Annotated in this window: 12 protein-coding genes and 1 pseudogene; 11 read left to right on the top strand and 2 right to left on the bottom strand. The window is 39.5% G+C overall.

Annotated elements, in window-relative coordinates; translation table 11 throughout:
• Genes rfaD through gmhA form a run of 3 tightly spaced genes read left to right on the top strand, consistent with a single transcriptional unit; the run spans position 1 to position 2,946 of the window.
• A complete protein-coding gene (gene rfaD / locus EAL87_RS03395) occupies positions 1–993 on the top strand; it encodes an ADP-glyceromanno-heptose 6-epimerase (RefSeq protein ID WP_120912987.1) in 993 nt (330 codons plus the stop codon).
• Positions 990–2,375, top strand: a complete 1,386-nt coding sequence (gene rfaE1, locus EAL87_RS03390; RefSeq protein WP_120912986.1) for a D-glycero-beta-D-manno-heptose-7-phosphate kinase — start codon at positions 990–992, stop codon at positions 2,373–2,375. Before rfaD ends, rfaE1 begins: the two co-directional genes overlap by 4 nt.
• Positions 2,368–2,946 (top strand): D-sedoheptulose 7-phosphate isomerase, encoded by a 579-nt coding sequence (gene gmhA / locus EAL87_RS03385; protein WP_120912985.1) that lies wholly within the window; start codon positions 2,368–2,370, stop codon positions 2,944–2,946. Before rfaE1 ends, gmhA begins: the two co-directional genes overlap by 8 nt.
• Before the next feature lie 115 nt (positions 2,947–3,061).
• Here the strand turns inward: gmhA and guaC are convergent, their stop codons facing one another.
• Complete coding sequence (gene guaC, locus EAL87_RS03380; RefSeq protein ID WP_162972569.1) at positions 3,062–4,039, bottom strand: GMP reductase; 978 nt, start codon at positions 4,037–4,039, stop codon at positions 3,062–3,064.
• Positions 4,040–4,239: 200 nt separating this feature from the next.
• Between guaC and EAL87_RS03375 the strand changes: the two genes are divergently transcribed.
• Entirely contained in the window at positions 4,240–5,841 is a 1,602-nt protein-coding gene (locus EAL87_RS03375; protein ID WP_120912983.1) for an ABC-F family ATP-binding cassette domain-containing protein, read from the top strand.
• Positions 5,838–6,788, top strand: a complete 951-nt coding sequence (locus EAL87_RS03370) for a COG2958 family protein (RefSeq protein WP_120912982.1) — start codon at positions 5,838–5,840, stop codon at positions 6,786–6,788. Before EAL87_RS03375 ends, EAL87_RS03370 begins: the two co-directional genes overlap by 4 nt.
• Positions 6,789–6,811: 23 nt before the next feature.
• Here EAL87_RS03370 and EAL87_RS03365 read toward each other — a convergent pair whose 3' ends face one another.
• Positions 6,812–7,498 (bottom strand): phosphatase PAP2 family protein, encoded by a 687-nt coding sequence (locus tag EAL87_RS03365; RefSeq protein WP_120912981.1) that lies wholly within the window; start codon positions 7,496–7,498, stop codon positions 6,812–6,814.
• Positions 7,499–7,679: 181 nt separating this feature from the next.
• Between EAL87_RS03365 and EAL87_RS03360 the strand changes: the two are divergent.
• The 6 genes and pseudogenes from EAL87_RS03360 (at position 7,680) to thiE (ending at position 15,931) form a co-directional block, all read left to right on the top strand.
• Positions 7,680–9,253, top strand: a pseudogene (locus tag EAL87_RS03360) (type I restriction-modification system subunit M).
• Positions 9,254–9,262: 9 nt separating this feature from the next.
• The gene (locus tag EAL87_RS03355) at positions 9,263–10,609 is read left to right on the top strand and encodes a restriction endonuclease subunit S (RefSeq protein ID WP_120912980.1); all 1,347 of its coding nucleotides are present in this window, start codon (positions 9,263–9,265) and stop codon (positions 10,607–10,609) included.
• A 1-nt stretch (position 10,610) separates the two neighbouring features.
• Entirely contained in the window at positions 10,611–13,607 is a 2,997-nt protein-coding gene (locus EAL87_RS03350) for an HsdR family type I site-specific deoxyribonuclease (RefSeq protein ID WP_120912979.1), read from the top strand.
• Positions 13,608–13,699: 92 nt separating this feature from the next.
• The gene (thiM, locus tag EAL87_RS03345) at positions 13,700–14,479 is read left to right on the top strand and encodes a hydroxyethylthiazole kinase (protein WP_120912978.1); all 780 of its coding nucleotides are present in this window, start codon (positions 13,700–13,702) and stop codon (positions 14,477–14,479) included.
• Positions 14,476–15,285 carry a bifunctional hydroxymethylpyrimidine kinase/phosphomethylpyrimidine kinase gene (gene thiD / locus EAL87_RS03340; RefSeq protein ID WP_162972568.1) on the top strand — a complete coding sequence of 270 codons (810 nt, stop codon included), beginning with the start codon at positions 14,476–14,478 and terminating at the stop codon, positions 15,283–15,285. The genes thiM and thiD overlap by 4 nt, the downstream gene beginning before the upstream one ends.
• Positions 15,278–15,931, top strand: coding sequence for a thiamine phosphate synthase (thiE, locus tag EAL87_RS03335; RefSeq protein WP_120912976.1), 654 nt, complete (start codon positions 15,278–15,280; stop codon positions 15,929–15,931). The genes thiD and thiE overlap by 8 nt, the downstream gene beginning before the upstream one ends.
• Positions 15,932–15,945: the final 14 nt, after the last annotated feature.

Below are 15,945 nucleotides of genomic sequence, written 5' to 3'. Positions count from 1 at the left end.
ATGCGTTATATTGATGATGGATTAGAAAATCAAACGATTTTAATCACCGGTGGGGCTGGTTTTGTGGGCAGTAATCTGGCCTTTTATTTTCAAGAGAACCACCCTAAAGCTAAAGTGGTTATTTTAGATAAATTCCGTAACAACACGCTTTCTAGTAATGGCCGTCCGAGTTCTTTAGGGCATTTTAAGAATTTAATCGGTTTTAAGGGCGAAGTGATTGTAGCTGATATTAACAACCCCTTAGATTTAAGGCGTTTAGAAAAATTGCATTTTGATTATTTGTTCCACCAAGCCGCTGTTTCTGATACGACCATGCTGGATCAAGAACTAGTGATGAAAACCAATTATCAGGCTTTTTTAGACCTTTTAGAAATCGCTCGCTCAAAAAAAGCTAAAGTGATTTACGCTTCTTCAGCGGGCGTTTATGGCAACACCAAAGCCCCCAATGTGGTAGGCAAAAACGAAAGCCCTGAAAACGTTTATGGCTTTTCCAAGCTTTGCATGGACGAATTTGTCCGATCCCATTCAAGCGATAACATTCAAGTGGGCTTACGATTTTTTAATGTCTATGGGCCTAGAGAATTTTATAAAGAAAAAACCGCTTCTATGGTTTTGCAACTCGCTTTACAGGCAATGGCGTTTAAGGAAGTCAAGCTTTTTGAATTTGGTGAGCAATTAAGGGATTTTGTCTATATTGAAGATGTGATCCAAGCGAACGTGAAAGCGATGAAGGCTCAAAAAAGCGGGGTTTATAATGTGGGTTATTCCCAAGCTAGAAGTTATAATGAAATCGTTAGCATTTTAAAAGAGCATTTAGGGGATTTTAAAGTGAGTTATATCAAAAACCCTTATGTTTTTTTCCAAAAGCACACCCAAGCGCACATTGAACCTACTATTTTGGATTTAGATTACACCCCTTTATACGATTTGGAAAGCGGCATTAAAGATTATTTGCCCCATATCCATGCGATTTTTAAGGAGAAACACGCATGAAACAAATCTTAGTCGTAGGCGATCTGATCGCTGATTATTATTTGTGGGGGAAGAGCGAACGCCTTTCGCCTGAAGCCCCTGTACCTGTTTTAGAAGTCAAAAAAGAGAGCAAGAATTTAGGCGGAGCGGCCAATGTGGCTAATAACCTTATCTCTTTAAAAGCTAAAGTCTTTTTATGTGGGGTAGTGGGCGATGATTTAGAGGGCAAGCATTTCATTAGCGCTTTAAAAACAAGAGGGATTGACACTTCAGGCGTCTTAATAGATAAAACCCGTTGCACCACGCTTAAGACGCGCATCATCGCGCAAAACCAGCAAATTGTGCGCGTGGATAAGGAAATCAAAGATCCCTTAAACGCTGATTTAAGAAAAAAACTTTTAGATTTTTTCACAGAAAAAATCCAAGAAATAGATGGTGTGATCCTTTCAGATTACAATAAGGGCGTGTTGGATTTTGAACTCACTCAAAAAATGATCACTCTAGCCAACCAACACCACAAGCTCATTTTATGCGACCCTAAAGGGAAGGATTATAGCAAATATTCCCATGCGAGTTTGATCACGCCTAATCGTTTTGAACTGGAGCATGCGCTCCATTTGAAGTTAGACAGCCATGCGAATTTATCAAAAGCGCTCCAAATCTTACAAGAAACTTATCAAATCGCTATGCCTTTAGTTACCTTGAGTGAACAAGGCATCGCTTTTTTAGAAAAAGGCGAGTTAGTCAATTGCCCCACTATCGCTAAAGAAGTTTATGATGTAACGGGGGCAGGCGATACGGTGATAGCGTCTTTAACACTTTCTTTATTAGAATCAAAGAGCCTAAAAGATGCTTGCGAGTTTGCCAATGCGGCTGCGGCGGTGGTGGTGGGTAAAATGGGGAGCGCGTTAGCGAGTTTAGAAGAAATCGCTTTGATTTTGAACCAAACGCACCCTAAAATCCTCCCTTTAGAAAAGCTGTTAGAAACTTTAGATCAGCAAAAAATCGTTTTCACCAATGGCTGTTTTGATCTCCTCCACAAAGGGCATGCGAGCTATTTGCAAAAGGCTAAAGCTTTAGGGGATATTCTCATTGTGGGGTTAAACAGCGATGCTTCCATTAAAAGGCTTAAGGGGGATAAACGCCCCATAGTGAGCGAAAAAGACAGAGCGTTTCTTTTAGCGAGTTTGTCTTGCGTGGATTATATCGTGGTGTTTGAAGAAGACACGCCCATAAAATTAATTCAAGCCCTAAAGCCTGATATTTTAGTCAAGGGGGCGGACTATCTCAATAAAGAAGTCATAGGGAGCGAGTTTGCTAAAGAAACTCGTTTGATGGAGTTTGAAGAAGGTTATTCCACAAGCGCTATCATAGAAAAAATTAAAAGGACATGCAATGATTGATGATTTGATTCAAAAAGAATTTTTAGCCCATAAGGAAGCGTTAGAAAAAAGCTTAGAAAGTTTACAAGGAGCGTTAAAGCAAAGCGTTCATCTTTTGATAGAAACTTTAGAAAATCAAGGGAAAATCCTTATTTGCGGTAACGGGGGGAGCGCGAGCGATGCGCAACATTTTGCCGCTGAATTGACTGGGCGCTATAAACTAGAAAGGAAAGGCTTGAGCGCCTTAAGTTTAAGCACGGATACATCAGCTCTTACCGCCATTGCGAACGATTATGGTTATGAAGAAGTGTTTGCCAGACAAGTGGAAGCACTAGGGGTAAAAAACGATGTTTTGATAGGGATTTCTACAAGCGGTAATTCCAAAAATGTCTTAAAAGCTTATGAAAAAGCCAAAGATTTAGGGATGAAAACGCTTAGTTTAGCGGGGCGTGATGGGGGGAAAATGAAGCCTTTAAGCGATATGGCTTTGATTGTCCCTAGCGATGACACTCCACGAATCCAAGAAATGCACATTCTTATGATCCACATCTTATGCGATTGCATTGAAAGGCATTTCGCTCATAAAAATTAGCCCTAAAGGCTATGCGCTTGAATTTAAAAAAATGATTTAACAAGACGCAATGCAAAAAAAATTGAGAAACAACAAAAAACCCAAGTCAAAACAAATCGCTTTTCATTGATTTTCTTTAGATTGTGTCCCCATTGAAGATTGAATTTTTCACAATCACATAATCCACTTTTCGAATCGCTTCAAGGTCTCTCCCACCTGCATAAGAGATTGAAGATTGCAAGTCTTGTTGCATTTCAACCAGCGTGTCTTTTAACGAGCCTTTATGTTGGATCCAAATTTTCTTGCCTTCAATATTTTTCTTTTCACCTTTTTGGAACTCTGATGCCGAACCGAAATATTCTTTATATGCGACACCATTTTCTATTTTTGTTTCTCCAGATGATTCTTCATGCCCTGCAAAAAGCGAACCAATCATCACCATTGTCGCGCCAAAGCGTATGGATTTTGCGATATCGCCATGCGTTCGAATGCCGCCATCTGCGATAATGGGCTTTCTTGCTGCTTTAGCACACCACCTGAGAGCTGCTAGTTGCCAACCACCCGTGCCAAAGCCTGTTTTGATTTTAGTGATACACACTTTCCCAGGCCCGATGCCAACTTTCGTAGCGTCAGCACCGGCGTTCTCTAATTCACGGACTGCTTCTGGCGTGCCAACATTCCCGGCAATCACAAAAGTTTCTGGCAAATGCGTTTTGATGTGTTGGATCATCTCAATGACAGAATTTGAATGGCCATGCGCAATATCGATCGTGATATAGTCTGGCGTTAATCCTTGTTTGGCTAACTCTTCTATCAAAAGATATTCTTCCTTTTTCACCCCAACACTGATCGAACTAATTAATTGGCGTTTTTTCATTTTTTTGACAAAAGGGATTCTTGCCACTCCATCAAAACGGTGCATGATGTAGAAATAGCCATTTTCTGCTAGGAATTCTGCGATTGAGTCGTTGATGATTGTTTGCATGTTGGCTGGGACTATGGGCATTTTAAACGCATGTTTGCCTAGAATAACGGTCGTATCGCACTCTGAACGGCTATTCACGATGCATTTATTAGGAATGAGTTGGACGTCTTCGTAATCAAATATTTTCAATGATACGATCCTTTTCTTGCTTTAAAACATTATTTTTACCTTAATTTGAGTAAAAAATCAAGAGAAAAAATTAAATAAACTCGGGCAAGATTTTGGGCGTCAAAGACCTTACAGAGAACCATGATAAGCAAGGGATACAATATTGCAAAGAAAACGCTACAATAAACTTTCTCTAATCACAAAAATAAGGAAATCATAAGATGCTGCAAACCATCAACTTAACGCAACGCTATGCGACTAAAAAATTGTTTGAAAACGTGAATATCAAGCTGGATAAAAACAAACGCTACGGGCTGATTGGGGCTAATGGGGCAGGGAAGTCCACTTTTTTAAAGATTTTAAGCAAGAGCATTGATTGCAGTAGTGGCGAAGTCATCATCACAAGCGGGATGAGGATGGGGGTTTTAGGGCAGGATCAATACGCTTTTGAAGATTTGAGCCTTAAAGATGCGGTTTTGATAGGCAATAAGCGTTTGTATGACGCTATCAAAGAAAAAGAGCGCTTATACACCGAAGGCGATTTGAGCGATGATAAAGTGAATGCCAGATTAGGGGAGTTAGAAACCATTTGCGTGGAAGAAGATCCCATGTATGAATGCGAAGTGGTGATTGAAAAAATCCTAGAAGATTTAGGCATTCCTAGCTCTAGGCACAATGATTTGATGAGAACCTTGCCAAGCAGCGATAAATTTAAAATCCTTCTCGCTCAAGTCTTGTTCCCTAAACCGGATATTTTGCTTTTAGATGAGCCGACTAACAATTTGGATTTAAACGCCATTGAATGGCTAGAAAACAATCTCAAACGCCATGAAGGCACGATGGTAGTCATCAGCCATGACAGGCATTTTTTGAATGCGGTATGCACGCACATTTTGGATTTGGATTTTCACAGCGTGCGCGAATTTAGCGGGAATTATGACGATTGGTATATCGCTTCTACCTTGATCGCTAAACAGCAAGAAGCCGAACGCAATAAAAAACTCAAAGAAAAAGAAGAGCTAGAAAAATTTATCGCTCGTTTTAGCGCTAACGCTTCTAAAGCCAAGCAAGCCACCAGCCGCCAAAAACAACTGGATAAATTAGACATTCAAAGCTTAGCGGTATCTAGCAGGAGGGATCCTAGCATTATTTTCAAACCCAAACGCACCATTGGTAATGAAGCTTTAGAATGCGAAAACATCTCTAAAAGTTATGACGATCAAGTTGTTTTAAATCAAGTGAGCCTGAAAGTGATGCCTAAAGATAAAATCGCTCTCATAGGGCCAAACGGCGTGGGTAAATCCACGCTTTGTAAAATTCTAGTAGAAGAGTTAAAGCCGGATAAGGGCGTGGTGAAATGGGGAGCGACGGTTTCAAGAGGGTATTTTCCTCAAAATGTGAGCGAAGAAATCAGCGGCGAAGAGACCTTGTATCAATGGCTTTTTAATTTCAATAAAAAGATTGAAAGCGCAGAGGTTAGGAACGCTTTAGGGAGGATGCTTTTTAATGGCGAAGAGCAAGAAAAGTGCGTGAACGCTTTAAGCGGAGGCGAAAAACACCGCATGGTTTTATCCAAGCTCATGCTAGAGGGGGGGAATTTTTTAGTCTTAGATGAGCCAACCAACCATTTGGATTTAGAAGCGATTATTGCTTTAGGCGAAGCGCTCTTTAAATTTGATGGGGCAGTGATTTGCATAAGCCATGACAGAGAACTCATTGATGCGTATGCTAATCGGATCATTGAATTAGTCCCAAGCCCTAAAGGCGCTTCAATCATTGATTTTAAAGGCAGTTATGAAGAGTATTTAGCGAGCAAAAAATGAAACCACGAGACATTGAAATCGTTCAGAGCGTTTTAGAGATTACAGGACCGATTAAGGTTACTGAAGTGTATGATAAAGCTAAAGAGCTTTTTGAAAAAGGCGAGATTACAAAAATGTTTGATTATGGGGGCAACACTCCAGATAGAAGTGTTAGCTCCCTTATTTATACAGCCTTAAATAAGGGCGAAGAACTACCCTTTTTTAAAGCGCAAGAAAAGCCAGCCTTAATCGTTTTAAAAGGCACGGCTAAAGAGCCGGTTTTAAACATAGAAAAGCCAAGCACTCCAAGCGTTAAAATCGCGCATAATAAAATCATGCATGAAAGGGATTTGCACCCCTTTTTAACCTACATGGCTTTTCATAATGAAAATTTGAAATGCTACACGAAAACCATTTTTCACGAAGAGAGTGTGAAATCGCCAAAAGGCATGGACAGGTGGCTTTATCCGGACATGGTGGGGGTTAGGTTTTTGCACGCTGAATTGTCTAATGAAAATTTAATCGCTTTTTCTAAAAAATTTGACACTTTGCCCGTTAAGTTGGTGAGCTTTGAATTGAAAAAAGAAATCAGCGTGAATAATTGTAGGGAGTGTTATTTTCAAGCGATTTCTAACAGCTCTAATGAGGGGTATTTAGTGGGCCGTCATATTGATACGCACAATCCCCAACTCATGGATTTGTTGAAGCGTTTGCATGCGAGTTTTGGGATTGGCGTGATTGATTTAAGAACGGATGAGGATAAAAGCGCTATTTTATTGAACGCTAAATACAAAGAAAAAATTGATTACACTATGGCTCAAGAGCTTAGCGACAAAAATAAAAAATTCAGCGGTTTTTTAAAAAGCGTTGTGGATTATGACCCGGATTTTCCAAACCGCTATAAAGATGAATTTGATGAGGTTAAAAAGAAAGAGGAATTATACCCTAACTCATCGCTTTCTTTTTAAAAAATGAGATTTTAAAAAACGCTTTAAGCGTTTTTGTAAGGGCGTTTCAAAACCCCTAAATAAAGCGCTAAAGAGCAACACGACCAAGCAATCCCTAAACAAAACCCTCCTAAAACATCGCTAGGGTAATGCACCCCTAAATAAACCCTATCATACGACATTAAAACAATCCAAAAAAGCAAAACCACAGCACCAATAGTTTTAATGCGATTGTTTGCGTTAGAATAGCATAGCAACAACGCCAAAGAGCCGTAAAAAAGCGCTGAAGCCAAAGCATGCCCGCTGGGGAAACTAAAGCCATGCGCAAAAACCAATTCGCCATTGGTTACAGGCCGTGGGCGCGCCACTAAAAGCTTAAGGGATTTTAAGGTGAATTCACCTAACAAGATGCTAAAGAAAAACCACACCCCCAAAGCGATGCGTTTTTGAAACCCAAACCACACGCCAATGAGTAAGGCTATAGGAGTGGTGAGCTTGCTTTGCGCAAACCATGTGCTAAAAAACACGAAAGAAAGCCACGCGCTCCCTTGAATAGGGGCAGGGTTGCGGATTAAATCAATGAAAAACAAATCCAATTGTTGCACCCACTCTTTTTGAAAAGCCACCCCGCTTATCATTATGCCAAACAAAATAAAAAAGACGATCCCCACAATCCCAAGCGTTTTGGCCGCTTTTTTCTCTCTTACGCTTATTGTTCTGTCAAATACCATTCAAACCCCTTTTAAAAATGACTTTTGAAAAATGGGATTATAGCTTATTTATCCCACAAACGCATGGAAAAACGCAAGGAATAAAAAAATAATATTCTTTGCTATAATGAAACCTTTAAAGGCTAAAAACGCCAAACAAAACCGCCAATCAAAAAAACACAAAAAAGGGGCTTATATTATCATGGAAAACAAAAACAAAGCGAACGAATCTTCTTCATTAGAGCGTAACGAATTGCACAACACCATTTGGAAAGTGGCGAACGAATTGAGAGGCTCAGTGGATGGCTGGGATTTTAAGCAATACGTTTTAGGCATTCTTTTTTACCGCTACATTTCAGAAAACATGGCTAACCACCACAATGAATACGAGCGAAAGCTTGATCCTAACTTTGATTACGCTTCATTAAGCGATGAAGAGGCTGAAATCGTAAGGAAATCAACCATTGAAGAAAAAGGCTTTTTCATCCCGCCAAGCGCTTTATTTTGTAATGTTTTAAAAAACGCGCCTAGTAACGAAGATCTCAATGTAACCCTACAAAATATTTTTAACGAAATAGAAAAATCCAGCCTTCACACTCCATCAGAGGAAAATGTCAAAGGCTTGTTTGCGGATTTAGATGTCAATAGCAACAAATTAGGGAGCTCTCATAAAAATAGGGTGGAAAAATTGACTAAAATCCTTCAAGCCATAGGGGGCATGCAATTAGGCGAATACCAAAAAGCGGGATCGATGTTTTTGGCGACGCTTATGAATATTTAATGGCGATGTATGCGAGCAATGCCGGCAAAAGCGGAGGGGAATTTTTCACCCCCCAAGAAGTGAGCGAACTGCTCGCTAAAATCACCCTACACAACCAAGAGAACATTAATAAAGTTTATGACCCATGCTGCGGGAGCGGGAGCTTACTCTTACAATTTTCTAAAGTGCTAGGCGATAAAAATGTTTCAAAAGGGTATTTTGGGCAAGAAATCAATTTGACCACTTACAATCTCTGCCGTATCAACATGTTTTTGCATGGCATCAATTATTCTAAATTCCACATCGCGCATGGGGACACGCTTTTAGACCCAAAACATAAAGACGATGAGCCTTTTGATGCGATCGTTTCCAACCCTCCCTATTCCACTAAATGGATAGGCGATAACAACCCCCTTTTAATGAACGATGAGCGCTTTAGCCCGGCCGGTGTGTTAGCACCCAAAAACGCCGCTGATCTCGCCTTCACCATGCACATGCTTTCTTATTTATCCAATCAAGGCACGGCTGCGATCGTGGAATTTCCCGGGGTGCTTTATAGGGGGAACGCTGAAGCAAAAATCAGAGAATATTTAGTCAAAGAGAATGTCATTGACTGCGTGATCGCTTTACCAGACAACCTCTTTTTTGGAACGAATATCGCTACTTGCATTTTAGTGCTTAAGAAAAACAAAAAAGACGACACCACGCTTTTTATTGATGCGAGTAAGGAATTTGTCAAAGAAGGCAAGAAAAACAAGCTCAAAGCGCATAACCGAGAAAAGATTTTGCAAACCTATATTGAAAGGAAAGCCATCAAGCATTTTTCGGCCCTAGCCAATATAGAGAAAATCCAAGAAAACGATTACAACCTTTCGGTGAACCGCTATGTGGAGCAAGAAGACACGAAAGAAATCATTGACATTAAAGCGCTTAATGGTGAGATCGCTCAAATCGTAGAAAAACAGAGCACTTTAAGAAACAGCCTTGAATTAATTATTAAAGAGCTAGAAGCTTAAGGGGGCAAAATGCATAAAATAGAGCGACTGCTCCAAACCTTAGCGCCTAAGGGGGTGGAGTTTAAAACGCTTGAAGAGGTTTTTGAAATTAAAAATGGTTACACCCCATCAAAAAACAATCCTGAATTTTGGAAAAATGGGACTATCCCTTGGTTTAGAATGGAAGATATTAGAGAAAATGGGAGGATTTTAAAAGACTCTATCCAACACATTACCCCAAAGGCTTTGAAAGGTAAGAAATTATTCCCTAAAAATTCTATTATTATTTCTACAACAGCAACGATAGGAGAGCATGCCCTTTTAATCGTTGATTCGTTAGCGAATCAACAATTCACTTTTTTAAGCAAAAAAGCGAATTGTGATCTTGCTTTAGACATGAAATTCTTTTTTTATCAATGCTTTCTTTTAGGGGAATGGTGTAAAAATAATATTAATGTTTCAGGTTTTGCTTCTGTGGATATGACCGCTTTTAAAAAATATAAGTTCCCCATCCCACCCCTAGAGATCCAACAAGAGATCGTTAAGATTTTGGACGCTTTCACAGAATTAAACACAGAATTAAACACAGAATTAAACACAGAATTAAACGCACGAAAAAAGCAATACGAGTATTACCAAAACATGCTTTTAGACTTTGATGACATTAACCAAAACCGCAAAGACGCAAAGATTAGCGCAAAACCCTACCCCAAACGCTTGAAAACCTTACTCCATACTTTAGCGCCTAAGGGGGTGGAGTTTAGGAAGTTGGGGGAGATTGGGGAATTTTATGGTGGACTTGTTGGAAAAAGTAAAAAATCTTTCTCTCAAGGGAATAAATTTTATGTTCCTTATATCAATGTTTTTAATAATCCGCAATTAGATCTAAATGCTTTAGAAAGCGTTCAAATAGGGGATAAAGAAAAACAAAATACAATTCAATTAGGCGATGTGCTTTTTACTGGTTCATCTGAAAATTTAGAGGATTGTGCGATGTCTTGCGTAGTTACTCAAAAGATTGAGGAAGATATTTATCTTAATAGTTTTTGTTTTGGTTTTAGATTTTTTGATAAGAATTTATTTAATCCATCGTTTCTTAAACATTTTTTAAGAGACTACAATTTTAGGAAAAATATTTCAAAAGTTGCTAATGGTGTAACACGCTTCAATGTTTCAAAGCAATTACTTTCAAAAATAACCATCCCCATCCCGCCCCTAGAGATCCAACAAGAGATCGTTAAGATTTTGGATCAATTTTTAGCTCTAACCACCGATTTATTAGCCGGTATCCCCGCTGAAATTAAAGCCAGGAAAAAACAATACGAATACTACCGAGAAAAACTATTGACTTTCAAACCCCTCCAAAATAAGGAATAACATGAATTACGAAACGATCGCAGAAAGCAATGAAAGCACGGTAGTAGCGGAATTTCATAGCGATAGTGAGAGGAAAAGCGCTTATGAAAGCGAAGCAGAGCTAGAAAGGGAGTTTATTAAGCTTTTAGAAAAACAAGGCTATGAATTTAAACAAATCCACAACGAAAAGGAATTGAAAGACAATTTAAAAGAGCAGTTAGAAAAGCTTAACGATCATTCTTTCACGCCCAAAGAATGGGACACTCTTTATTCTCAATTCATCGCTAATAAAAACGAAGACTATAAGGCTAAAACGAGAAAAATTCAAGAAGATCCGATTTTTAATCTCACGCTAGAGAATGGCCAAACCAAAAACATTAAAATCATTGATAAGAAAAATATCCATAGAAACGCTTTGCAAGTGATCCACCAATACAGCAATGAAGGGGGGAAGTATGCGAACCGCTATGATGTGAGTGTCCTTGTGAATGGCTTGCCTTTAGTGCATGTGGAATTGAAAAAAAGAGGCGTGGCGATTAGAGAAGCGTTCAATCAGATCAAGCGCTATAAAAGGGATAGTTTTAGCGCTGAGGACGGGCTTTTTGAGTTCGTGCAGATTTTTGTCATCAGTAACGGCACGAGCTCTAAATACTATTCAAACACCACAAGAATTGCCCAAATTGAAAAAAACCATAAAGCCGATACTTTTGAATTCACGAATTATTGGGCAGATAGCAAGAATCATAATATTGAGGATTTAATGGATTTTGCTCAGTCGTTTTTTGCAAAGCGCAGCCTTTTGAACGTTTTAACGCGCTATTGCGTTTTTACTAGCGAAGAGGTTTTATTGGTGATGCGGCCTTATCAAATCGTGGCGGCAGAAAGGATTTTAGAAAAAATCAAAGCCGCGCAAAATAGTAAAACGAAAAGCCAAAGCGGAGGCTATATCTGGCACACGACAGGGAGCGGTAAAACCTTAACGAGCTTTAAAAGCGCGACTCTGGCTAAAGAATTAGAAGGCATTTCAAAGGTTTTGTTTGTGGTGGACAGGAAAGATTTAGACTATCAAACCATGAAAGAATACGATAAATTCCAAAAAGATTGCGCCAATTCCAACACCAGCACCAAGATTTTAAAACAACAGCTTGAAAACCCTAGTGCTAAAATCATTATCACCACGATCCAAAAATTAGACAAATTCGTTAAAGCCCACCTTAAAGGGCATGCGATTTTTAATGAAGAAGTGGTGATGATTTTTGATGAATGCCACAGGAGTCAGTTAGGCTCAATGCATCAAACTATCACTAAAGCGTTTAAAAAATACCACCTTTTTGGCTTTACCGGCACGCCCATTTTTGCGCAAAATTGCGATAAAAACAACCCTTTAGGCACGACAGAGCAGAAATTTGGGACATGCCTCCACCAATACACCATTATTGATGCGATCAGGGATAAAAACGTGTTGCCCTTTAGAGTGGAATACCACAACACCATTAAAGCTAAAGAGGACATTAAAGACAATAAGGTTAGAGCGGTTGATGAAAAAAACGCCCTTTTAGATACTAGGAGGATCAAAGAAATCGCTAAATGCATTGTAGAGCGTTTCCATCAAGCCACTAAAAATAAAAAATTCAATTCCATTCTGGCATGCTCTAGCATAGAAGCGCTGAAAAAATACTACCAAGCCTTTAAAGAAGAAAAACACGACCTTAAAATCGCTGCCATTTTCAGCTATAGCGCTAATGAAGAAATTGAAGCGCTAGAAGATGAAAACAATGAAAGCGCTAGCGGGCTAGACAAAAGCTCAAGGGATTTTTTAGAGGGCGCGATTGCGGATTATAACGGGATGTTTAAAACTTCTTTTGACACTTCGGATCAAAAATTCCAAAGCTATTACAAGCATCTTTCTCAAAAAATGAAGGATCGTGAAATCGATCTTTTAATGGTGGTGAACATGTTTTTGACCGGGTTTGACGCTACTAGGCTCAATACCCTTTGGGTGGATAAAAACTTGAAATACCATGGGCTAATTCAGGCTTTTTCACGTGCAAACCGCATTCTAGATAGCGTTAAAACGCATGGGAATATCGTGTGTTTTAGGGATTTAGAGCAGGATTTGAATGACGCTCTCATGCTTTTTGGCAACAAGGACGCTAGGTCTATCGCGCTGTTAAGAAAATATGAAGATTATTTGAAAGGCTACACGGATAATCATAAAGAATACGAGGGCTATGAGGGTTTGATTGGAAGGCTTTTAACTGAATTTCCCTTAAAAGAGCCAATCATTTCAGAAAGCCAGAAAAAGGATTTCATCAAGCTTTTTGGCAAGATTTTGAAATTAGAAAATATTTTAAACAGCTTTGAAAATTTTAACAAAGACGATTACATCAACCCCAGGGATTTTCAAAACTATCAAAGCAAATACCTTGATTTTTACGATGAAATGAGGCCAGAAAAAGGGAGGGATAAAGAAGAGATTAATGACGATTTGATTTTTGAAATTGAACTCATTAAGCAGGTGGAAGTCAATATTGACTATATTTTGAATTTGATTGAAAAATTCGCTAAAGAGCATGGGGTGGAAATTCAAGGCGTTAAAACCAAAATAGAGCCGATCCTTAACTCCAGCATAGAGTTAAGGAATAAAAAAGATTTGATCATGGATTTCATTGACAAATACAACAAAGACCAAGAAGTCCATGCGTATTTTCAAGACTATATCCACCAAAAAAGAGAAGAGGAATTCCAAACTATCATAAAAGAAAACCGCTTGAATGAAGAAAAAGCCTATTCGTTCATGCAGCATGCCTTTAGGGGGGGCGAAATTGATTTCAGCGGGACAAAATTCCCTGAAATCATTGAAGAAAAAGTCTCTAGGTTTAGCAAAAATTCGCGCTATCAAGAGGTGAAAGAAAAAGTCGCCGCAAGCCTTTCTCGTTTTTTCCACCGCTTTTGTGATCTCACTAGCGCTATATTTAAGAAAAATGGGGTTAAAAAAGATGAGGTTAATGAAAAATAGTTCATTGTTGGACGCTTTTGTATTAAAGCTCAAAGACAGCCGCCGTTTAATGGATTTTTTGTAAAATAAAAGAAAGTTTAAGGAGGTTCGTTATGTTAAAGGAATTACGCCAAAAACGCCCTTTAGTGCATAATATCACCAATTATGTGGTGGCGCAATTTGTGGCCAATGGCTTGTTAGCCTTAGGGGCATCGCCTTTAATGAGTGATGCGATTGATGAGATGCAAGATTTAGCGAAAATTTCTGACGCGCTCGCTATCAATATTGGCACTCTCAATGAACGCACTATTTTATGCGCTAAAGAGGCTATCAAACATTACAAGGCTTTGAACAAACCCATTGTGTTAGATCCGGTGGGGTGTTCAGCGAGCGCTTTGCGTCATGACACCAGTTTAGAGCTTTTAGAAAGCGAAGGGATTAGCGCGCTTAGGGGTAATGCCGCAGAATTAGGCTCTTTAGTGGGTATTTCTTGCGAAAGCAAGGGGTTAGATTCCAAGCATTCCGCTACGCCTATAGAAATGGTCAAACGAGCGGCTCAAAAATATTCCGTGATAGTGGTAATGACGGGTAAAACAGATTACGTGAGCGATGGGAAAAAGGTTTTGAGTGTTACTGGGGGGAGCGAGTATTTAGCGCTCATTACGGGGGCTGGGTGTTTGCACGCAGCAGCGTGCGCGAGCTTTTTAAGTTTGAAAAAAGATCCCTTAGATTCTATGGCGCAACTTTGCGCTTTCTATAAACAAGCCGCTTTTAGTGCGCAAAAAAAAGCGTTAGAAAATAACGGCTCTAATGGTTCGTTCTTGTTTTATTTTTTAGACGCTCTAAGCTTGCCCATAAAGTTAGAAAATAGCCTTATTAAGGAAGAGTGGTGAAAATTTACCCGCAAGTTTTAAGCATTGCTGGCAGCGATAGCGGTGGGGGCGCTGGGATACAAGCCGATTTGAAAGCGTTTCAAACTTTGGGCGTGTTTGGGACAAGCGTGATCACTTGCATCACCGCTCAAAACACACAGGGCGTGCATGGGGTTTATCCGTTGAGCGTTGAGAGCGTGGAAGCGCAAATCTTAGCCATTAGAGATGATTTTTCTATCAAAGCGTTCAAAATGGGAGCGTTATGCAACAATCAAATCATTGAATGCGTAGCGGACACTTTAGAAACTTGCGATTTTGGGTTGTGCGTTTTAGATCCGGTGATGGTGGCAAAGAATGGGGCTTTGCTTTTAGAAGAAGATGCGATTTTAAGTTTAAAAAAACGCCTTTTACCTAAAACCAATTTACTAACCCCTAACCTCCCTGAAGTTTATGCGCTCACAGGCGTTCAAGTGCGAGATAATAAAAGCGCTTCAAAAGCGATGGGTATTTTAAGGGATTTAGGCGTGAAAAACGCTGTGATTAAAGGGGGGCATACAGAGCATTTTCAAAGGGAATTTAGCAACGACTGGGTGTTTTTAGAAGATATTGAATTTATCCTAAACGCCAAGCGCTTTAACACCAAAAACACGCATGGCACGGGTTGTGTTCTGTCTAGCTTGATTGTGGGCTTACTCGCTCAAGGGTTGGATTTAAAAAACGCTATCACAAAAGCTAAAGAGCTTTTAACTATCATCATTCAAAACCCCTTAAACATTGGGCATGGGCATGGGCCTTTGAATTTATGGAGCATTAAAAAGCTTGTTTGATGCGAATTGTTTGAAACTCATGTTTGTGGCTGGTTCGCAAGATTTCTACCATATAAAAGGCGATAGGACAAACATGCTTTTAGACACTTTAGAATTAGCCTTACAATCTCAAATCACAGCGTTTCAATTCCGCCAAAAAGGCGATTTAGCCTTACAAGATCCTACTCAAATCAAACAATTAGCCCTAGAGTGTCAAAAATTATGCCAAAAATACGGTGCGCCTTTTATTGTCAATGATGAGGTGCAACTCGCGCTAGAATTAAAGGCTGATGGCGTGCATGTGGGGCAAGAAGACATGGCTATAGAAGAGGTAATAACTTTATGCAAAAAGCGCCTTTTTATCGGTTTGAGCGTCAATACTTTAGAGCAAGCCCTAAAAGCGTGCCATTTAGACGCCGTAGCCTATTTAGGGGTAGGCCCTATTTTCCCCACACCATCTAAAAAAGACATTAAAGAAGTTGTAGGTATAGATCTTTTAAAAAAAATACGAGATAGCGGGGTAAAAAAACCCCTCATAGCGATTGGGGGCATCACGACAGATAACGCTTCAAAATTGCGCGAATATGGGGGTATCGCAGTCATTAGCGCGATCACGCAAGCCAAAGATAAAGCCTTAGTGGTTGGAAAACTTTTAAACAATGCGTGAGGGATTCTAAAATT

This window comes from Helicobacter pylori (genome assembly GCF_003636935.1).
GTDB lineage: Bacteria > Campylobacterota > Campylobacteria > Campylobacterales > Helicobacteraceae > Helicobacter > Helicobacter pylori_CH.
The sequence above is the reverse complement of the archived record's forward strand: the minus strand, read 5'-3'. Positions and strand labels throughout refer to the sequence as shown.